Source organism: Sphingobium sp. RAC03, assembly GCF_001713415.1.
GTDB lineage: Bacteria > Pseudomonadota > Alphaproteobacteria > Sphingomonadales > Sphingomonadaceae > Sphingobium.
Genome location: NZ_CP016456.1, coordinates 3,005,802 through 3,026,163, shown reverse-complemented (window position 1 = coordinate 3,026,163; position 20,362 = coordinate 3,005,802). Strand labels below are relative to the sequence as shown.

General features: G+C 62.9%; 20 protein-coding genes. 12 read left to right on the top strand and 8 right to left on the bottom strand.

Going from position 1 to position 20,362, the window contains the following annotated elements; all coding sequences use genetic code 11:
• Window positions 1-48 precede the first annotated feature (48 nt).
• The 3 genes from BSY17_RS19130 to BSY17_RS19120 all read right to left on the bottom strand — a co-directional run bounded on the left by BSY17_RS19130 (window position 49) and on the right by BSY17_RS19120 (window position 5,225).
• Window positions 49-2,940, bottom strand: a complete 2,892-nt coding sequence (locus BSY17_RS19130; protein WP_069066660.1) for a M16 family metallopeptidase — start codon at window positions 2,938-2,940, stop codon at window positions 49-51.
• A 122-nt stretch (window positions 2,941-3,062) separates the two neighbouring features.
• Window positions 3,063-4,448, bottom strand: coding sequence for a DEAD/DEAH box helicase (locus BSY17_RS19125; RefSeq protein WP_069066659.1), 1,386 nt, complete (start codon window positions 4,446-4,448; stop codon window positions 3,063-3,065).
• A 306-nt stretch (window positions 4,449-4,754) separates the two neighbouring features.
• On the bottom strand, window positions 4,755-5,225 hold the full coding sequence (locus tag BSY17_RS19120; protein WP_069066658.1) for a pyridoxamine 5'-phosphate oxidase family protein: 471 nt from the start codon (window positions 5,223-5,225) through the stop codon (window positions 4,755-4,757).
• A gap of 95 nt (window positions 5,226-5,320) precedes the next feature.
• Between BSY17_RS19120 and BSY17_RS19115 the strand changes: the two genes are divergently transcribed.
• From BSY17_RS19115 to BSY17_RS19065, 11 genes are all read left to right on the top strand, one after another.
• Entirely contained in the window at window positions 5,321-5,896 is a 576-nt protein-coding gene (locus BSY17_RS19115) for a NifU family protein (protein WP_037474559.1), read from the top strand.
• An 86-nt stretch (window positions 5,897-5,982) separates the two neighbouring features.
• Complete coding sequence (gene tsaB / locus BSY17_RS19110; RefSeq protein WP_069066657.1) at window positions 5,983-6,612, top strand: tRNA (adenosine(37)-N6)-threonylcarbamoyltransferase complex dimerization subunit type 1 TsaB; 630 nt, start codon at window positions 5,983-5,985, stop codon at window positions 6,610-6,612.
• Window positions 6,609-7,088, top strand: a complete 480-nt coding sequence (rimI, locus tag BSY17_RS19105; RefSeq protein ID WP_069066656.1) for a ribosomal protein S18-alanine N-acetyltransferase — start codon at window positions 6,609-6,611, stop codon at window positions 7,086-7,088. Before tsaB ends, rimI begins: the two co-directional genes overlap by 4 nt.
• A 113-nt stretch (window positions 7,089-7,201) precedes the next feature.
• The gene (locus tag BSY17_RS19100; RefSeq protein WP_037474566.1) at window positions 7,202-7,630 is read left to right on the top strand and encodes a MucR family transcriptional regulator; all 429 of its coding nucleotides are present in this window, start codon (window positions 7,202-7,204) and stop codon (window positions 7,628-7,630) included.
• Between the two features lie 136 nt (window positions 7,631-7,766).
• Window positions 7,767-8,189, top strand: a complete 423-nt coding sequence (locus BSY17_RS19095) for a Fur family transcriptional regulator (protein WP_037474568.1) — start codon at window positions 7,767-7,769, stop codon at window positions 8,187-8,189.
• A gap of 2 nt (window positions 8,190-8,191) precedes the next feature.
• The gene (locus BSY17_RS19090) at window positions 8,192-8,950 is read left to right on the top strand and encodes a lysophospholipid acyltransferase family protein (protein WP_069066655.1); all 759 of its coding nucleotides are present in this window, start codon (window positions 8,192-8,194) and stop codon (window positions 8,948-8,950) included.
• 9 nt (window positions 8,951-8,959) lie between these two features.
• Window positions 8,960-10,309: a tRNA (N6-isopentenyl adenosine(37)-C2)-methylthiotransferase MiaB gene (gene miaB, locus BSY17_RS19085; protein ID WP_069066654.1), complete on the top strand. Its 1,350-nt coding sequence runs from the start codon at window positions 8,960-8,962 to the stop codon at window positions 10,307-10,309.
• Window positions 10,310-10,409: 100 nt separating this feature from the next.
• Entirely contained in the window at window positions 10,410-11,414 is a 1,005-nt protein-coding gene (locus tag BSY17_RS19080; protein ID WP_069066653.1) for a PhoH family protein, read from the top strand.
• Between the two features lie 125 nt (window positions 11,415-11,539).
• Window positions 11,540-12,055 carry an rRNA maturation RNase YbeY gene (ybeY, locus tag BSY17_RS19075; RefSeq protein WP_069066652.1) on the top strand — a complete coding sequence of 172 codons (516 nt, stop codon included), beginning with the start codon at window positions 11,540-11,542 and terminating at the stop codon, window positions 12,053-12,055.
• Between the two features lie 8 nt (window positions 12,056-12,063).
• Window positions 12,064-13,008 carry a hemolysin family protein gene (locus BSY17_RS19070; protein ID WP_069066651.1) on the top strand — a complete coding sequence of 315 codons (945 nt, stop codon included), beginning with the start codon at window positions 12,064-12,066 and terminating at the stop codon, window positions 13,006-13,008.
• Window positions 13,009-13,142: 134 nt separating this feature from the next.
• On the top strand, window positions 13,143-14,585 hold the full coding sequence (locus BSY17_RS19065) for a DUF2142 domain-containing protein (RefSeq protein WP_237236388.1): 1,443 nt from the start codon (window positions 13,143-13,145) through the stop codon (window positions 14,583-14,585).
• Here the strand turns inward: BSY17_RS19065 and BSY17_RS19060 are convergent.
• From BSY17_RS19060 to BSY17_RS19045, 4 genes are read right to left on the bottom strand one after another with little or no spacing between them, the layout of a single operon-like run.
• Entirely contained in the window at window positions 14,565-15,197 is a 633-nt protein-coding gene (locus tag BSY17_RS19060) for a phosphatase PAP2 family protein (protein ID WP_069066649.1), read from the bottom strand. The two genes, BSY17_RS19065 and BSY17_RS19060, sit on opposite strands and share 21 nt — an antisense overlap.
• Window positions 15,175-16,590: a dihydrolipoyl dehydrogenase gene (gene lpdA / locus BSY17_RS19055; protein ID WP_069066648.1), complete on the bottom strand. Its 1,416-nt coding sequence runs from the start codon at window positions 16,588-16,590 to the stop codon at window positions 15,175-15,177. The genes BSY17_RS19060 and lpdA overlap by 23 nt, the downstream gene beginning before the upstream one ends.
• Before the next feature lie 22 nt (window positions 16,591-16,612).
• On the bottom strand, window positions 16,613-17,014 hold the full coding sequence (locus BSY17_RS19050; RefSeq protein ID WP_037474587.1) for an acyl-CoA thioesterase: 402 nt from the start codon (window positions 17,012-17,014) through the stop codon (window positions 16,613-16,615).
• Window positions 17,014-18,309 carry a pyruvate dehydrogenase complex dihydrolipoamide acetyltransferase gene (locus tag BSY17_RS19045; RefSeq protein WP_069066647.1) on the bottom strand — a complete coding sequence of 432 codons (1,296 nt, stop codon included), beginning with the start codon at window positions 18,307-18,309 and terminating at the stop codon, window positions 17,014-17,016. The genes BSY17_RS19050 and BSY17_RS19045 overlap by 1 nt, the downstream gene beginning before the upstream one ends.
• Window positions 18,310-18,495: 186 nt before the next feature.
• Between BSY17_RS19045 and BSY17_RS19040 the strand changes: the two genes are divergently transcribed.
• Window positions 18,496-18,951, top strand: a complete 456-nt coding sequence (locus BSY17_RS19040) for a universal stress protein (protein WP_069067086.1) — start codon at window positions 18,496-18,498, stop codon at window positions 18,949-18,951.
• Window positions 18,952-19,071: 120 nt separating this feature from the next.
• Here BSY17_RS19040 and BSY17_RS19035 read toward each other — a convergent pair whose 3' ends face one another.
• Window positions 19,072-20,013 (bottom strand): IS110 family transposase, encoded by a 942-nt coding sequence (locus BSY17_RS19035; RefSeq protein ID WP_006966739.1) that lies wholly within the window; start codon window positions 20,011-20,013, stop codon window positions 19,072-19,074.
• Window positions 20,014-20,362: the final 349 nt, after the last annotated feature.

The following is a 20,362-nucleotide window of genomic DNA, read 5'->3' as shown; positions in this document are numbered from 1 at the left end:
CTATCGACGGACTGGGCAAAACCGCAAGGAAAATCAGCGGCAGCCCCTTTATTTCGCCGCCACGCCTTCGGGCAGGACGACCGCTGACCAGCTTTTGCCCGGCACCAGATACTTAGCCGCCAATACCTGCAACTGCGGCGCGGTCACGGTCAGCATGTCCTGGCCCATCCGCTGCATCGCCTCGACATAGCGCGGATCATGAGTCGCGCCCTCCATCTGGTTCATCCAGAAAGCATTGCCGGTGCTGGCGCGCGTCAGCAATTGCCGCATGGGCGCGACGGCCCGCTGCAATTCATCCTCGCTGACCGGATTTTTCACCAGATCGGCGGCGGTGCTTTTGACGACGTCATAGAAATAGGCGACGCGATCGGGCCGGACCTGACTGGTCACCAATATATAGCCGCCCGCATCATAGGAGAAAGGCCAGTTATTCTGGACGCTCGGCGAATAGGCAGCCCCCTCGGCCGACCGCAGCCGGTCGAACAGGCGGTCGTTGAATATCTGGGTCAGTATCTCCAACTGGCGCGCTTCCTTTTGCAGCGTGAAGCCGCCTGCCGTCGGCCAGGCCAACACGGCCGCCGCCTGCTCCTTGTCGCCCTTGTGCCGCAACACTACCGGCTCCTTGACGGGCGCGGGGAAGCGCATCGCGCGATTGGCCGCAGGCGCGGGCGTATCGGATCGCGGTGCCAAAGCGCCAAAGGTCGCGGCAACCGCCTGGACCGCCTCCTCCGCCTTCACATCGCCGAATATTTGCACCTCGATCGGCCCCGATGCCAGCACCGGCTCCCACACGGCGCGAAAAGCCTGCGGCGTCAGCGCGGCGATCTCTTCGCGCGAAGGCGTGCGGAACCGCACATCCTTGTCATGCAGCAACCAGTTGAGATCGCGCCCCAACACCGCGTCAGCCGATTGCGACATGGCATCATAAGCCAAAATCGCGCCGGTCTTCACCCGCTCGATCGGCGCTGGATCCCAGCCGGGCGCTGCCAGCTTGGTCGCAAACAGACGCAACTGGTCGCGATAATCCGCTGGCCGGGTCACTGCCTGCAATTCGAACGCATCATCGTCGATGCCGAACTCCATGCCCATGCGGCGGCCATTGGTCAGTTCGTCCAGCTCGCGCTGGCCCAGCTTGCCGATGCCGCTGGCGACGAGCGCATAGCCGCCCGCCCAACTCGCCACCGGCTTGGTCGGCGAAAAACTCTGCTGGCCATGACCGAAGCGGACGTTGATCCGCACCTTTTCCGTTTCGGCATCATTGGCGAACAGGGTCAGCTTCACACCGTTGGAAAAAGTGATGCTCTCCATACCCGGCAGACCAGTGGCCGTGCGCGACACGACCGTTGCAGGTGCGCCAAGCGCAGGCAGGTCATCCATCGTCACGGGCTTTTCAGCGAGCCGGACATTGGTCGCCGCCTTGACCGGGGCGGCAACGGCCGCGGCGAGACGAGTATCCGTGCCCGCCTCCACCTTGCCGGTCACCAGCAGGGCGCGGAAGACGTCGGCGGAAAACAACCGCCGCGTGGAATCCAATATCTTCTGCGGTGTCATGGCGGGCTTACCGGCGCGGAAGATATCCACGGCGGCCTGCGGACTGACGGTTGTCTCGCGAATGTCCACGGCGCTAACCAGATCGCTCGCCTGCCTGGCGCTCGCCTCGGTATCGGCATTTTCGACCTGGATCGACAGCGCCGTATCCATCTGCGCATATTCGCGGTCGATCTCCAGCTGGCTGGGCGGGCTGGCCTTGGCGTCTTCCACGATGGCGCGGACATCGGCCAGCGCCTTTTCCCAATCATCATTGGCAGGAATGATCGACATAAAGGTGCCGTCCGCCGAACGGCTGACATCCTGCTGCTCGACACTTGCTTGCAGGAAGCTGCCCCCGGCCCGCGCCGCCTGTTCCAACCGGCGACTGATGATCTGCAGCGCCAACATGTCGGTCAGCTTGTCCTGATTATACAGGATCGTGTCGGCCCGCGGCTTCCACGGACGCAGCCAGGCCGCCGTCAGGCCGACCGGCGTGCCGGGTTCGATCAGCACCCGCGTCGCCGGACTTTTTGGATCGGGCTTGCCGAAGTCGGGAATGGCCGCGCCCTTGCCCGTTGCGCTCCAATCCGCGAAATTGTCGCGGATCAACTGCTCGGCCTGCGCGGGGTCGATGTCGCCCGCTATCGCAAGCACCGTATTTTCAGGGCGATACCAGCGCTGGTGAAAGGCAGCCATCGCCTTGGCTGTCGCGGCGTTCAGAGTGGCGACAGTGCCGATGGGCGAATGATCGGCCAGAGGCTGTCCGGCGAAGAAATGCTGGCGACTGGCATCCGATACCCGCATCTGGGTGCCCTCGCTTTCCCGCCGCTCGGCCAATACCACCGCGCGCTCGGCGGCGATGGCGCTATCAACGATGTTGGGATCAGCCATCATGCCCGAAAGAATTTTCAGACTTTCGTTCAGGCTTGCCTGTGTGGCTTGGGGCAAGTCGAGCGCGTAGGTTGTGCCCGTCGGCGACGTGACGGCGTTGCTGTCGCTGCCGAAGGTCACACCCAAACGCTGCCAGATACGTTTGGATTCGCCGTCCGGCACATGGCGCGACCCACGCATCGTCAGATGCTCCATATAATGGGCATATCCCATTTCATCGGGCCGCTCCATCAAGGAACCGGCATCGATCCGCAACCGCACCGACACCTGACCCGGCGGCACGCCATTGCGCCGGATGGCGTAGCGCAACCCGTTGGACAGCGTACCGAATTGCCAGGCGGCATCGATCGGCACATCGCTATTTTCATAGAGCCAGGGGCGCGTCTGCGCCTGCGCAGCGCCTGTCTTGGCAAGGGCGGTCGGTGATTGCGTCTGTGCGACAAGCGGCACGGACGAGACCGACAGCAACAGGGCGAGAACAGAGAGCGAAGTGGCCGACCGGCGGGGGAAAAAATGCATAGGCCTATTAGCCTAGCGGCACTTTCCTGAATGGCCACTGACAATCATCGTCAGGACGGGAGACTGTTGCCCCCATCGGGTGGAGCGCGCCGGAACCCTGTCCCGGCACGCTCGATCCTATTTTATACGCGCGGTGCGCCGGTGCGCTGGACGGCGCCCTTGTGTGCGCCGACCGGGCCGCCGCTGCGACGACGACGGAAGGGACGCTTCTCGCCACCCTCGGAGTCGGGACGATGGGCCCGATCCGGGATGCCGCGCGACTGCTTCTGGCCGTCCTGATATTTGCGCTGACCATCGGCCCGACGCGCCTGCTGCTGGGGCGACTGGCTCGGACCCTTTTTCGGGGCGGCGGGCTTGGGCATGTTGCGCACCGCTTCCATGAAATTCTCCGGCAGCGCTTCGATTTCCAGCTTTACGCGGGTCGTCTTTTCGATCGCCTTGAGGAAAGGCCGTTCGTCATCCGCCACGAAGCTGATCGCGATGCCCTCCGCCCCGGCGCGCGCGGTGCGGCCGATGCGGTGGACATATTGTTCCGCCACATTGGGGATTTCGAAGTTGATGACGTGGGACACGCCCGACACGTCGATGCCGCGCGCAGCGATATCGGTCGCAACCAGCAGCTTCACCTTGCCCTGGCGGAAAGCCTGCAAGGCCGTGGTGCGCTGGCCCTGGCTCTTATTGCCATGGATCGCGAAAGCATCGATCCCGGCGCCTTCCAGGAAACGCACGACACGGTCGGCACCATGTTTGGTGCGGGTGAAGATCAGGGCGCGATCAATCTCTTCGCTCTTAAGCATCAGGTGGAGCAGCGCTTGCTTTTCCGCCTGGTTCACGAAGATCGCGCGCTGACGCACACGTTCCGCCGTGGTCGATTGCGGCGCGACGCTGACCTTGACCGGATCGTTGAGGAACTGGGCAGCAAGCGCTTCGATTTCCTTGGGCATGGTGGCCGAGAAGAACAGATTCTGCCGTTCGCGCGGCAGCATCTTGGCGACGCGCTTCAACGGCTGGATGAAGCCCATGTCCATCATCTGGTCGGCTTCGTCGAGAACGAAGATTTCCGTGTCCTTGATGGTCAAGGCGCGCTGGTCGATCAGGTCGAGCAGGCGGCCAGGCGTTGCGACGACGATGTCGACGCCACCGGCCAGCACGCGGATTTGCTTGTTGATCGGCACGCCGCCGAACACGGTTTCGACGCTCAGCTTGAGGAAACGGCCATAGTCGCGGAAGCTCTGCGCGATCTGCGCCGCTAGTTCGCGGGTCGGTGCCAGCACGAGCATCCGGCAGCCCTTGAGTGGCGTCACCTTGGGGTTGCGCGCGAAATAATCGAGGCTAGGCAGCGCGAACGCCGCGGTCTTGCCGGTGCCGGTCTGCGCGATGCCGCAAAGATCCTTGCCGTCCAGCAGCGCCGGAATGGCTTTTTGCTGGATCGGAGTCGGGGTAACGTAATTTTTGGAGGCGAGCGCCTTCATGATCGGCTCAGCCAGACCAAAGTCATTGAATTCCATGTGTAAACTCACAAGTGGGCCATGCGCCAACCTGATCTGCGGACGCAGCAAGGGCGCTAAGGCGGGTTACGAAACGACCCGCGTGAAAAGGGAAGCCTCAAGCTTGACGCAGACTCTCATTGGCCGGTCCGTGAGCCCTTTGTGACTGCTTCAGCCACCATAGGTTTGCGGACGATCACGCTGCCAATCGCTGTGGGGCCAAAATGGTCCCTCTGCTGCGCTGCAACGCATATGGCGAAGGCGCAGACAAAAAGCAAGCGGCCGCAACATCCTGTCGCGGCCGCTCATTTCTTTAGGTGAAAAGGCTCAGAGCGTTATTTCGACATGCTTGGTCTTCATCTCATCGCGCACATCGCCGCCGAACATCATCTTGAACACGCCCGTCAGCGACATATCCGCACGCCAGATTTCCGCCGTGCCCAGATCAAAGCGCAGCATAAGTAGGTTGGGATCATTCCGCCCGCCCGGATACCAGGCCTCGACCTGCTTGGACCAATAACGATCGATGACCGCCGCATCCGTCTCTTCGGTCAATGTCCCGTCGATGCAGGCGAACAGGTCATGATCCTTGGCGGCATATTGCGCCATCGCGGGGCCGCCGGGGGCCAGCCGATTGTCGCGGCTGGTGTAGAACCAGAAGCAGTGATTGGCATCGGGATCGAGCTGCGCCGTCATCGGCAGGCTATGCTCATGGCTGTTCTGCAAACCGATCATCACAAACGGGCTGCTTGCCAAATCGCTCCAGAAACGGTCGCGGATTTCGGATTCGGTGCTCATATGGGCTCTCCAATTGCTTCCCCCAATCAATCGACGGCAGCCAACGAAGTTCCCCGCCGCTTGATCTTGAGCCTGCTTGCCTCCACATAGCGTCCATGCTGATCGAGACCGAACTGACGCCCAACCCGGCGACCATCAAATTCCTCCCCGGCCGCACCGTCATGGGCGCGGGCACCCGCGATTTCGCGACGCCGGAGGAAGCCGAAGCTTCGCCGCTCGCCGACGCGCTGTTCGGCTTGGGCGATGTGACCGGCGTCTTTTTCGGCAGCGACTTCATTTCCGTCACGATCGCGCCGGGTTCCGAATGGTCTGATGTAAAGCCGGATATTCTCGCGACCCTGCTCGAACATTTTTCCGCCAACATGCCGCTCTTCAAGGCTGGCTCCGCTGCCGAAATCAGCGTGCCCGGCGATGAGGGCAGCTTTGGCGATGATCCGGCGGATGCCGAAATCGTCGAACAGATCCGCGAGCTCATCGATACGCGCGTGCGCCCGGCCGTCGCCAATGACGGCGGCGACATCATCTATCGCGGCTTCGACAAGGGCACCGTCTATCTCAAGATGCAGGGTGCCTGCGCTGGTTGTCCCTCGTCCACCGCGACGCTCAAGAACGGGATCGAGCAATTGCTCAAACATTATGTTCCCGAAGTCACGGAAGTCCGCGCGGTCTGAACCGCGCATGTGATTTGGCAAAACGCGACTGATCGACTAACCGCTAGGCGAATCCGCTCTTTTGCGGAGCCTAAAGGGAGTATCCTTTGCGCCTGCTGGTGATCGACACTGCGACACAGGCCTTGTCCGTGGCGTTGCTGGAAGACGGCGCGCTCATCGGCCGCCATCATGAAATCGTCGGGCGCGGCCATGCCGAAGCCTTGCTGCCGGCCATCGCCGCCTTGCCCGACGGCGGACGCGCCGACGCCATCGCAGTCGATGTGGGACCGGGCAGTTTCACTGGCGTCCGCATCGGCATCGCCGCCGCCCGCGCACTCGCCCTCGCCTGGGCGCTACCGCTCCATGGCTACAGCGCACCATCGATCATCGCCGCCAGTGCCGCGCGACGGCATCAGGGCGACGATCCGGTCATCGTCACCATCACCGGCGGTCATGGCGAGCTTTTCTGGCAACCCTTCACCAGCGACGGCATGACCGCGACCGGCCCGGTCCAATCCACGCCCATCGCCCTCCTCGCGGATCAGATCAGCGCGCCCGTCATCTATGGCACGGGGGCCGAGGCCTTGGTCACCGCACGCGGCGCAGGTGCGGCGCTGACCCTTTATCCCGATGCGGCCGACTATCCGTTGATCGCCGACCTGCACCCCCTGCCGTCGACGCCCCTCTATGGCCGGGGCGCCGATGCCAAGACGATCGCGGAGCGCGCAGCATCATGATGCCAGAGCTGATCTTCGACAGCTATGATGAAGGCGAACGCAACGCCATTGCCGACGCCATGACGGTCATGGACGTCGCCTTCGATCCGGTTTTCGGGGAGGCGTGGACCTCTGCACAACTCGCAGGCGTCATGTTAATGCCAGGCACTTGGTTAACAGTCGCGCGGATTGATGCGGCCCCGTTAGGCTTTGCTCTGGTGCGATCCGTATTGGACGAATGCGAACTGTTACTACTCGCGGTTGACCCGCCGTGGCGCGGTCGCGGTGTTGGCGAAGCGCTGTTGCGCGACAGTTTGATGCGTGCGCGCCGTAGGGGCATCACATCGATGAACCTGGAAGTACGCGCTTCAAATAACGCCATAAAACTATACGAAAAAACCGGCTTCGAATATGTGCATCGTCGCCCCGGTTACTATCGCGGCAATGATGGACAACTTCATGATGCTCTGAGCTTTCGTATTGACATGCGGATATGACCCAATAGCCCCTTGCGAAATGAGGCTATACCGTCTAGCGGAAACCTACCGCTGCAGAAATCCATTTCCACCGGCGGGTCGCATTATAAAAAGCCTTCGTAGGAAATAGAAAAATGGAAACCGAATCGGCACAGAGCGAACTGCTCATTACTTTGACGTCCGACATCGTCGCCGCACATGTCTCCAACAATAGCGTTGCCGTCTCCGACGTCGCTACGCTGATCCAGAATGTACATGGTGCATTGTCGGCGCTCAACGAGCCGGTCGCCGCGCCTGAAGTCAAGCCGGAGCCTGCCGTCTCGGTTCGCTCTTCGATCAAGCCTGACTTCATCATCTGTCTGGAAGATGGCAAGAAGCTCAAGATGCTCAAGCGCCATCTGATGACCCATTATCAGATGACCCCGGATGATTACCGCGCCAAGTGGGGTCTGCCGGCCGACTATCCCATGGTCGCCCCCAACTATGCCGAACAGCGCCGCAATCTGGCGAAGAAGATCGGCCTGGGCACCAAGCGCCGCCGGACCACCCGCGTCGCAAAGTAAGTCTTTGCCGGCATGAATAAGGGAAGCCAGGGGCGCATCGACGATGCGCCCCTTTCCTGTATCTGGCCTTTCCTGTCCGCGTAAAAGCCGCTAGGCAATGGGTCTTTCCCCGGACTTTCCATTTGAGCGAGCCTTCATGAACCGCAAGATCGACGTCGAAGCCCTATGCCATGAAAAAGGCCTTCGCATCACCGAACAACGGCGCGTGATCGCTCAGGTGTTGAGCGACGCCATGGACCATCCCGATGTCGAGGAACTGCATAAACGCTCCGCGATGATCGATCCGGGCATCTCGATCGCCACCGTCTACCGCACCGTCCGCCTGTTCGAGGAAGCGGGCATCTTGGAACGCCATGACTTTGGCGACGGCCGCGCCCGCTATGAAGCGGCACCGGAATCGCATCATGACCATCTGATTGATGTCGAGACCGGCAATGTCATCGAATTTGTCGACCCCGAACTGGAGCAGCTGCAAAAGCAGATTGCCGAGAAGCTCGGCTTCCGCCTGGTCGACCATCGCATGGAACTGTACGGCGTAGCCCTGGAACGGAAGAACTGACGCTGGCGCCTGTCCGCCGCACGGTCCGCATCGCAGCGCTGGTCGCCAGCCTGCTTGCCTGTCTTATCCCCCATCTGCTCTGGAAGCTGGCTAGGCAACGGTCGCCCTGGCCGCGCCGCTTCCTGGCGCTGGCGGCGCGCGCAATCGGTGCGCGCGTGGAGCACGCGGGGCAGCCGCATGATGGGGACATGGTTCTGCTCGCCAATCATGTCAGTTGGATCGACATATTGGCACTCGGCGGCAACACCGGCGCGGCCTTCGTCGCGCATGACGGCATCGCGCGCTGGCCGGTGATCGGCTGGCTCGCAGCCCAGAACAACACGCTGTTCGTCGCCCGCGGACGGCGCGGCGCTCTGTCCCATCAACTCGATGCGCTGCGCGCCGCGATGCAAGGGCATCAGCCGGTCGCGCTCTTCCCCGAAGGCACCACCAGCGACGGCAGCGGCCTGCTGCCGTTCAAACCCTCGCTGCTCGCCGTCCTCATCCCTCCGCCCCGCGCCGTGCTGATCCAGCCGGTGCATATCGACTATGGCGCAGCGACCGGTGAGATCGCCTGGCATGGCGACGAACCCGCTGGCACCAACGCCTGGCGTATATTGGGTCGCAAGGGACCGCTCGTCGTGACGCTCCGCTTCCTGTCGCCCTTCGACCCAGCAAGCTGCGCCGATCGCAAAGTGATCGCGGCAACCGCACGCGAGGCGATCGCCGCAAGTATCGCCCTGCACCAGCGCCCTTTCGCTTCTGTCCCGCCCTCTATATAGCTAGTGGCCATGAATCGTACCGATGCCCCCAAAGCGCCTGCCACCTTCCACGTCAAATCCTTCGGTTGCCAGATGAACGTCTATGATGGCGAGCGCATGGCCGAGATGCTTGGCGCGCAGGGAATGACGGCGGCGGCGGACGGGACGGATGCCGATCTGGTTATCCTCAACACCTGCCACATCCGCGAAAAGGCGGTGGACAAGGTCTATTCCGACATCGGCCGCATGACCCGCGAAGATGGTACCCGCCCGATGATCGCGGTCGCAGGCTGCGTCGCGCAAGCCGAAGGCAGCGAGATCAGCCGCCGGGCCAAGACCGTCGACATCGTCGTCGGCCCGCAAGCCTATCACCGCCTGCCCGACCTGATCGAAAAGGCCGGACGCGGGGAAGAGGCCGTCGATACCGACATGCCCGCCGCCTCCAAATTCGGCGCGCTGCCCGCCCGCACCAAGCAGGCGCGCCCCACCGCCTTCCTGACGATCATGGAAGGGTGCGACAAATTCTGCACCTATTGCGTCGTGCCCTACACCCGCGGCGCGGAGATCAGCCGGTCATGGACCGCCATCCTTGACGAAGCCAAGGCGCTGGTCGATGGCGGCGTGAAGGAAATCACCCTGTTGGGTCAAAACGTCAACGCCTGGTCGGGCGAGGATGACAAAGGCCGGATGCAGGGCATGGACGGGCTGGTGCGCGGACTGGCCGAGCTGCCCGGTCTCCATCGTATCCGCTACACGACCAGCCACCCCAACGACATGAGCGACGGCCTGATCGCCGCCCATGGCGATTGCGCAAAGCTAATGCCCTTCCTCCATCTGCCGGTACAGTCGGGCAATGACCGCATCCTCAAGGCCATGAACCGCAGCCATGATGTGGCGAGCTATCTGCGCCTCCTCGACCGGGTTCGTGCGGTGCGGCCCGACATTGCCCTGTCGGGTGACTTCATCGTCGGCTTCCCCGGCGAAACCGACGCGGAGTTCGAAGATACGCTCCGCATCGTCGATGCGGTCGGCTATGCCCAATGCTATTCGTTCAAATATAGCCCCCGCCCCGGCACCCCGGCCGCCGACATGGACGGGCAGATTCCCGCTGCCGTCATGGACGAACGCCTTGCCCGGCTCCAGGCCGCGATCAACCGGCATCAGGTTGCGTTCAACAGCGCCACCGTGGGTCGCCGCACTGATATCTTGCTGGAGCGCAAAGGCCGTTATCCCGGTCAGTTGATCGGCAAAACGCCCTGGCTCCAGTCCGTCCACGTCACCGCGCCCGATAGTGCGATCGGCGACCTTATCGAAGTCGATATCATCAGCGCCGGTCCCAATAGTCTGGCCGGCGAGTATAGCAGGAGGAAAGCCGCTTGAACCAAAGCCTCGTCATTCCCGCATGGGCGGGACGCCATCTCTCCGATCGACCGCTGTGGCGGATCTTCAAGAGATGCATGACGAGCAAGGGAGGCTGACCATGGGCAAGAAACCGAACCCCCACCATCGCAGCGAAGTCACCGAACGGGCAAAACTCGAAGTCACCTTCGACAAGCCGCATCTGCTCGGCACGTTGTTTGGCCAATATGACCGCAATCTGGTTGCGATCGAAAATCGGCTGGGCGTCTACATCGCCGCGCGCGGCAACAAGCTGCAGATCGAAGGCGAGGCGCAGGCCGCCGCTCGCGCGCGCGACGTCATGACCGGCCTCTACAACCGCATCGTCGCGGGGCAGCAGATCGACACCGGCGCAGTCGAGGCCGTCATCGCCATGTCGTCCGAACCGACGTTGGACGGCATCATCCGCCATGATGTCGCCGAACCGCCCACGGTGATGATCCGCACCCGCAAGAAGACGATCGTCCCGCGCTCGGCCACCCAGGTCACCTATATGGAGGCGCTGAACCGCAACGACATCATCTTCGCCCTGGGGCCAGCAGGCACCGGCAAGACCTATCTCGCTGTCGCGCAGGCGGTCAGCCAGCTTATCACCGGCACGGTGGACAAGCTGATCCTGTCGCGCCCCGCGGTCGAGGCGGGCGAGCGGCTCGGCTTCCTGCCCGGCGACATGAAGGAGAAGGTCGATCCCTATCTCCGTCCGATCTACGACGCGCTCTATGACACGCTCCCCGCCGAGCAGGTCGAACGACGCATCGCCAGCGGCGAGATCGAAATCGCACCGCTCGCCTTCATGCGCGGCCGCACCCTTGCCAACGCCTTCATCGTGCTGGACGAAGCGCAGAACACCACCATCGCGCAGATGAAGATGTTCCTCACCCGTTTCGGTGAAGGCAGCCGCATGGTCGTCTGCGGCGATCCCAAGCAAGTCGATCTGCCGCAGCCCGGCGCATCGGGCCTCGCCGATGCGGTCGCGCGTCTGGATGGAGTCGAAGGGATCGCGATGGTGCCCTTCGGCATCGGCGACGTCGTCCGCCATCCCGTCGTCGGGCGCATCGTCCAGGCCTATGAGGGGCCGGATGCGTAAACGACATACTCGTCCGTTCGCACTGAGCGAAGTCGAAATGCCCGGCCGAGCAGAGCGAGGCGCCTTCGCTTCGCTCTGGCACGGGCTTCGACTTCGCTCAGCCCGAACGGAAAGCAAGGCATATCATGATTGAAGTCGCTCTCCTCCACGAAGATGGCTGGCCCGGTGCGGACTGGGAACAACTTGCCCAAAGCGCCGTCGCCGCCGCCATCGCCCACAGCCCCTATGCGGCCTTCGCGACCGATCAGGCGCTGTATGAAATCGCGGTCAAGCTGACCAGCGACGCCGAAGTGCATGAGTTGAACCGCGCCTATCGCGACAAGGACAAGCCGACCAACGTCCTGTCCTTTCCGATGGTGCAGGCCGACCTGTTGCAGGGCACCGCCAACACCGACGATGGCGAAGTCCTGCTCGGCGACATCGTGCTGGCCGAGGGGATCTGCGCCACCGAAGCGGCCGACAAGGGCATCTCCATCGCCGATCATGCCGTGCATTTGATGATACACGGGACTTTTCATTTGCTCGGATATGATCATATGGACGACAATGAGGCGCAGGCCATGGAAGCGTTGGAAATCGCCGCGCTGGCCAGTCTCGGACTTCCGGATCCCTATGGGGATCGCATGATGACAGGGGATTAGGACTAACTATGGCTGAGGGCAGCCCGAAGGACGGCAACGGTTCCAAGGAATCGGACAGTAGTAACGACGGCGGCTTATGGAGCGGCATCAAGTCGCTTCTGTTCGGCGATGGCGAATCCACCAGCCTGCGACAGGAACTGGAAGAGGCGCTCGACGAATATGACGAGGATAGCGAGGAAGTCGGCGCAGCGCCGCCGACCAAGGGCGACCTGTCGGCGATCGAGCGGCAGATGGTCCGCAACCTCCTCCATTTTTCCGAACATACGGTCGATGACGTCGCCGTGCCCCGCGCCGACATCATCGCGATCGAGGAGAAAGCAAGTTTCGCCGATCTCGCCGCGCTGTTCGCCGAAGCGGGCCATAGCCGCATCCCGGTCTATCGCGACACGCTCGATACCATCGTTGGCATGGTCCATATCCGCGACGCCTTCGCCATATTGGCGGGCAAAGACCCCGTGCCCGACACGCTCGAACCGCTGATCCGTCAGCCGCTCTATGTGCCTGAAAGCATGGGCGCGCTTGACCTGCTAGCCGAAATGCGCGCCAAGCGTACCCATCTTGCTATCGTGCTGGACGAATATTCGGGCACCGAGGGGCTGTTGACCTTCGAGGATCTGGTCGAGGAAATCGTCGGCGAGGTCGAGGATGAGCATGACGATGCCCCTGAAGCGATGCTGGTCCCGCTGGAAGACGGTCTGTGGGAAGCCGATGCCCGCGCCGAACTGGAGGACGTTGCCGAGGAAATCGACGAGAAGCTGGGCGATATCGACGAGGATGTCGATACGCTGGGCGGTCTCGCCTTCGTCATCGCGGGCCGCGTGCCTGAACCCGGCGAAATATTGATGCACGACCAAAGCGGCTGGAAACTCGAAATCCTCGCCAGCGACGGACGGCGCGTGACCCGGTTGCGGCTGCACCCGCCGATCAAGCGGGCGGTCGAAGAGGACGGCTAAGGCAACCCCAGCAAAATTGAGTTACGGACGGGAAATATTAAGGGCTGGGCTTTAGCATCGCGGTCATAGGGTAAAGTGCGGCGGCGATGCGAAGCGAACGGATCAGGACTAGAACGGGTGCCCGTAGCGCCGACATGCTGCTGGCCGCGCCATGGAGCGGGCTGGAAAGGCTGTTGCTGGCGGCTATCGCCATCGCCACGCTCTTCTGCACGCTGATCACGCCCCCCTTCCAGGCGCCCGACGAAAATCAGCATTATATGAAGGCGCTACTGCTGTCGGAAGGCCGCGTCCTGACCGAACAGCGCGGCGATCTGATCGGCGCGACCTTGCCGCGCGCCGCCGTGGACTTTCACGCCGTCGATTTCCCCACCGATGTTCCGCCCACGTTGCGCCGCTTCGATCGCGCCACGCTGGAACGGAGTGACGATGCGGATGCGCAGCGGCCCGGCACTGCCTTCGCCGACTTTCCCAATGTTGCGAGCTACGCGCCCACTCTCTACGCCCCCGGTGCAGTCGGCCTGTATCTGGGCGAAGCGCTCGACCTGTCGCGGCGCGCTGCCTTCTATGTCGGTCGCCTCGTCAATGCAGCGACCGGCCTGTTGCTGCTGATCGCCGCGCTGCAATGCCTGCCCTTCGGCCGCAATGCCCTGCTCGCGACCGCGCTGCTCCCGACTTTCGCCTATCAGACCGGATCACTCTCGCCCGATGCGGTCATCAATGGCCTCGGCTTTCTCGGCCTCGCCCTGGCGCTGCGGATCGGCTTCATGGGCGCAAGCCCCGCCCGCGCCGCCGGATTGTTCGTCACTGCCCCGCTTCTGGCCCTCGCCAAAGGCGTCTATCTCCCCATCATGGCGGCAGGCCTGCGCTGGCCGCAGGACCGGCGCGACTATCGGCCATGGCTGCTGATCGGGGCGATGTTGGTGGGGGCCATCGGCTTCATCTTGTGGATGACATTGTCCGGCGGCAGTCAGGCGCTTTACCATATCCAGTCGCGCCGCACCGGCGAGACGATGATGACCGCCCCGCTCGCCGACCAACTGGCCGTCATCCTGCACGATCCGTTAGCCTATGTCCGCATCCTCGTCTCCAGCGTGACCGAACGCGCGCCCGTCTATGCCCTCCAGATCGTCGGACGCTTCGGCTGGAACGCCATCCTGCTGCCGCTGCTCGCCTATCCGCTTGCCCTGCTCATGCTCGGCACAGGCATCGCAACTGGCACAGGCGCGCGTTTCGGCGTCGGTCAGCGGCTCTGGTGGCTGGCTGTTGCGGGTGGCATCGCCTTGCTGATCGAAACCGCCATGTATCTGACCGGCACGCCATTGGGTGCCGACTATATTCAGGGGACGCAGGGCCGCTATTTCCTGCCGATCCTGCCCCTGATCCTGATCGCCCTCTCGCCTGACCGGCCGATGCGCGGCGCGCCCCGTCTGTTCGCAGGCACAGCCCTGCTGCTGCTCGTCATCGCCGCCATGACGCTATTCGACAGTTTCTGGGTTCATGGCTTCATCACCACCGACGGCATGCCACCGCATGACAGCCTCGCCCGCGCTTTACTGCTACCCTCGCCGCGCTGGTAACCACACCCGGCACAGCAGCAGCCAGCCGAACCCGGTGACCCAACCCGCCATCACGTCACTCGGCCAATGCACGCCCAGCCACACCCGGCTGATACCGATCAGTGCGATCATCACGCCCGCCGCCCAATAGACGCTGCGCCGCCCGGCCAGCATCGCCAGTGCGCCGAACAACATCATATTGCCCGCCGCATGGCCGCTCGGAAAGCTGTAACTCTGGACGATGTCGAGATGCGGCAACAGGTCGGGGCGCGGCGCGGCGAATATCTGTTTGAGGATCAGGTTGAGCGCCGTACCCCCCGCCATCATCAGCGCCAGCCACAGCGCATCGGCCCGCCGACGCCACCACAACAAAAGGGGAAACACCACCGCCAATATCGCAATTCTGCCGATCGTGTCGCCGATCGCCGTCACCAGCCGCATCAGCGCAATGGAAGGCCCGCCCCAAGCACTATCGCGTGCTTCGCCAGCCGCGCCCATCAGGCCGACATTCAAGCCATCCAGCCACCCCGCGCGCTGCATCCACGCAATGGCGACGATGCACAAAAGCGCGAGGACCATAGCCCCCGCGCCTTTCTCCCGTGTCCAGCGATCAGATATGGATCGCACGCCCATAAGCGGCCAGAACGCTTTCGTGCATCGACTCCGAAATGGTCGGATGCGGGAAGACCGTGTGCATCAATTCCGCCTCGGTCGTCTCCAGCGTCTTGCCGATCGTATAGCCCTGGATCATCTCGGTCACTTCCGCGCCGATCATATGCGCGCCCAGCAATTCGCCGGTCTTTGCGTCGAACACGGTCTTGGTGAAGCCCTCGGCCTCGCCCAGTGCGATCGCCTTGCCATTGCCGATGAAGGGGAACATGCCGACCTTCACCTCATAACCCGCTTCCTTCGCCTTCGCTTCGGTCAGGCCGACGCTGGCGATCTGCGGGTGGCAATAGGTGCAGCCTGGAATGTTGCGCACGTCCATCGCATGGGGATGGACATCCTTGTTGCCCAGCACCTGCGCGATCATCTCGGCGACGATCACGCCCTCATGGCTCGCCTTGTGCGCCAGCCATGGCGGCGCGGTCACGTCGCCGATCGCCCAGATGCCATCGACATTGGTGCGGCCATAGGCGTCGGTCTTGACGTGGAAGCGCTGGTCCGGCTCGACGCCGACCTCTTCCAGACCCAGATTTTCGACATTGGGGACGATGCCGATCGCCACGATCACATGGCTATATTCGGCCTCGATCGCCTTGCCCGTCTTGTCCTTGATCGTCGCGGTCACGCCCTTGTCGCCGGTCGCGATCTTTTCGATCTTGGCCCCGGTCAGCACGGTCATGCCCTGCTTCTTGACCGCCTTTTCCAGGAAAGCGGACACATCGGCATCTTCGACGGGAACGATGCGGTCCATCATCTCGACCACGGTCACATCAGCGCCCATGTCGTTGTAGAAGCTCGCAAATTCGATGCCGATCGCGCCAGACCCGATGACCAGCAACTTGGTTGGCATTTCCGGCGGCGTCATGGCGTGGCGATAGGTCCACACCCGCTTGCCGTCGGCCTTGAGCTGCGGCAGGTCGCGGGCGCGCGCGCCGGTCGCGATGATGATATGCTTGGCCGTCAGTTCCTCGGTCTTGCCATCCTTGGTAACGGACAGCTTGCCCTTCGCCACCAGCTTGCCATCGCCCATATGGACGGTGATCTTGTTCTTCTTCATCAGGTGGGTGACGCCCTGATTGAGCTGCTTGGCAACGCCGCGCGACCGCTTCACCACCGCTTCGATGTCCGCCGTGATATTGTCCGCTGCCAGGCCATAATCCTTGGCATGCTGCATATAATGGAAAATCTCGGCCGACCGCAGCAGCGCCTTCGTCGGGATGCAGCCCCAGTTGAGGCAGATGCCGCCCAGATTTTCGCGCTCGACGATGGCCGTCTTGAGGCCGAGCTGCGCAGCGCGGATCGCGGCGACATAGCCGCCGGGGCCGGAGCCGAGGACGATGAGATCGTAGGTATCAGCCATGGGTCACACTCGCTTCTTGTAATTAGGCTTCCGCGATCGGCGGAACGGAACGGGGCTGGCGATCCTCTCCGATCGCCACGAAGGTAAAGGTCGCCTGGGTCACGCGATAGGATCGATCGTCATGTCGCGCACGACGCCACGCTTCTACCGCAATCTTCATCGACGTGCGCCCAACGGATTTGAGGGTAGCGAACACCGAAACCTCGTCGCCGACGACGACCGGGCGCAGAAACGTCATGCCCTCCACCGCGATCGTCACGGCACGGCCATGGCTGTAGCGCGCGGCTACCGATCCTGCGGCCGAATCCATCAGGCTCATCAGCCAGCCGCCGAAAATATCCCCATAGGGATTGGTATCGGCGGGCATGGCGATGACCCGCACCGCCGGGTGATGCTCCGGCGGCTGCTCGTCGACGAACGGCATCAGGCGAGCATGCCGATCGGGTTTTCGATCAATTCCTTGAACGCCTTCATCAAACGCGCCCCATCGGCACCGTCGATGGCGCGATGATCGAAGCTGCCGGTGGCCGACATGACGGTCGCGATCTGCAGGCTGTCATCGACCACGAACGGCCGCTTCTCGCCCGCGCCGATCGCCATGATCATGCCCTGGGGCGGGTTGATGACCGCTTCGAACTGCTTGATGCCGAACATGCCCATGTTGGAGAGCGAGGCGGTGCCGCCCTGATATTCTTCCGGCTTGAGCTTGCCGTCCTTGGCGCGGCTGGCGAGATCCTTCATCGCGTCGGAGATGGCGGCGACGCCCTTGCTGCCGGCATCGGTGATGATCGGGGTGATGAGACCACCGGGGATCGACACCGCGACAGAAATGTCGGCGCGCTTGAACTGCAGCATCTGGTCGCCCGCAAACTGGACGTTGCATTCGGGCACCTCGGCCAGCGCCACGCCCAGCGCCTTGATCAGCAGGTCGTTGACCGACAGCTTGACCTTGCGGCTGGCAAGCCCCGCATTGAGTTCGCCGCGCAGCTTGAGCAGCTTATCGAGCTGGATATCGACCGTCAGGTAGATGTGCGGCACTTGCTGCTTGGATTCGGTCAGGCGGCGCGCGATCGTCTTGCGCATGCCGCTCAGCTTGACGACCTCGTGCGGAATGCCGAAATCCTGCGCGCCGGTCGGCGCGGCCGGTGCCGGGGCCGCAGGAGCCTTTTCGGCAGGGGCGGCAGCAGGCGCGGCGGCCGACTTGGCCGTGCCTGCCTTGGCCCCGTCCAGATCGCCCTTCACGATACGGCCATTGGGACCGGAACCGGTGACCGCCGCCAGATCGATGCCCTTGTCCTGGGCCAGACGGCGCGCGAGCGGGCTGGCCTTGACCCGACCCTCGGCGGGGGCAGCAGCGGCGGGCGCAGCCGCAGCCTTTGGCGCTGCGGCAGGCGCTTCGGCTTCCGCCTTGGCAGGCGCTGCCTCGGCCTTGGGCGCAGCTTCGCCACCACCGGCAGCGACGGTCGCGACGTCCTCGCCTTCTTCGGCGATGATCGCGATCACGGTGCCGACTTTCACGCCTTCGGAGCCTTCGGATACCAGGATTTTGGCGATCACGCCTTCATCGACCGCTTCGAACTCCATCGTCGCCTTGTCGGTCTCGATTTCCGCCAGCAGATCGCCGGACGATACCGTATCCCCTTCCTTGACCAACCATTTGGCCAGCGTCCCTTCCTCCATGGTAGGGGACAAAGCGGGCATCTGGATCGTCTTGCTCATGCGTTCTGGGCCTCTTCTTCAATTATGCGGCACGCGCCATTTGCTGTTCGTTTTCACGCATTCGCCGGAACGGTCAAGGGACGCCTTGCGCCAAAGCCGATTATGGCCCACATTTCACCCCTATGGTTCGTTCGGTCCGATTGACCGAACGGCATGGCCATCAAATCTTTGCAGGGGCAATATTCAGTGCGGGCATATCTGGTTGTCGTGGACGAATCGCCGGAGGCTGAAACCGCGCTGCGCTTTGCCGCGCGGCGTGCAGCCAAGACCGGCGGCACCGTCCGCATCCTCGCCCTGATCCCACCGGCCGAGTTCGTCCAATGGGGCGGCGTGCAGGCCACCATGGAGGATGAAGCGCTGCAACGCGCCGAGGCGCTGGTAACCAGTGCCGCCGGAACATTGATGGATGAATCCGGCATCCGTCCCAGCATCACCGTGCGCCAGGGCGAAGCCGTTGCTGTCGTGCGCGAAACTCTCGACGAAATGGACGATGTCGCCGCACTGGTATTGGGCGCCGCCGCCAGCGGCCCGCCCGGCCCTCTGGTATCGCATTTCGCCGGCGCAGATGCGGGCCGCATGCCCTGCCCCATCATGGTCATCCCCGGCGCACTCGACGCGGAATCGATCGACCGCCTGAGCTGACGCTCGATCCACGCGCCGTCATTCCCGCGAAAGCGGGAACCCATCTCCCACCCAAACGCTCCGGCACCAAGTCGAGAATGAAGCACCACCATTGCGGGCAAGCTAGAGTATCCGTGATGGTCAAGCGCATGCTGTGGTCCAGAGACGATCTGCCCTGAGTAGCGCATTTGCGGTGACGATGAGCTTTCGCATGATGGCTGTGATGGCGATTTTGGCGGGTTTTCCGGCAGCGATGAGCTGCTGGTATTTGGCCTTGAGGTTTGGATTGAATCGGGCGGCGACCAGAGCAGGCATGTAGAGAGCCTGTCGGACATTGGCCCTACCGCCGCGGATGAAGCTTTTGCCTTTCCATTGGCCGGACTGGCGCGCGACCGGGGCAAGTCCGGCGAGCGAGGCAGCCTGCTTGTTATCGAGCGATCCGAGTTCGGGCATGGTGGCGATGATCTGGTTGGCGGTGAGTGTGCCGAGGCCAGCGATGCTGGTGAGAATGTGGTGGCGCCGGACGAGCTTTTCATCTGCGGCAATGACGGCCGCGATTTCAGCGTCGAGCGCAGCGATGTGGCGAGCGATCTGTTCGAGCCGTTGGCTGCACTGGCGCTTAAGCAGCGTGACGGTGAGGTTCTTTTCGCGGTTTTTGAGCGCGGTGCGATCACGCACCAGACCATCGCGGGCGTTGACGAGTTCGGCCAGTTGGTTCTGCTGCGGGCTTCGGGCGGGCCTGACCGGGGGTTTCAGCGTCACCGCCATCCGTGCGAGCAGCCTGGCGTCGATGCGATCGGTCTTGGCGAGCGTGCCTGTCGCCTGAGCGAAGCGCCTTGCCCGTTCCGGGTTGAGCTTGACGCAGGGCATATGGCCGAGCGCGACCTCCAGCGCGCGGTGGTAGATGCCGGTAGCCTCATAGGCGATCCGCTCGACCTCCCATTGCCCGGCCCATGCGATCAGGGTCTTGTGGCCCTTGGTGGTGTTGGGGAACTGGCGCTCGATCCCGATGGGATGGACATAGCAGTCCAACGTCGCTTTGGAGATGTCGATGCCGATGGTTTGTGGTAGAGAGTTGCTCATCTTTTTCGCTGTCCCATGCTTGTCATCCGGGCCTTAAAAGCCCCGGTATCCGTTCGGGCCTGATGAAAAAGAAAGGGGCGATCCTACTCTAACCCGGTCCCTTCACGACCAGCGGTTTTGCGATCCGTCCCCTTCCGTCCGGTCCGGGGTGGCCACCCCGGACCGGACATCGCATCCTGACCCGAACGGACCACAAAGTCATAAGACAAGCATGATGACTTTAAGTCGCATCACTCCGTTCGCCCTGAGTAGGGGCTGAGCTTGTCGAAGACCCGTATCGAAGGGTCGGCTGCGCTTATATCCTTCGATACGCCATTTGCCCTTCGGTCGTCTGCGACTCCGACTTCGC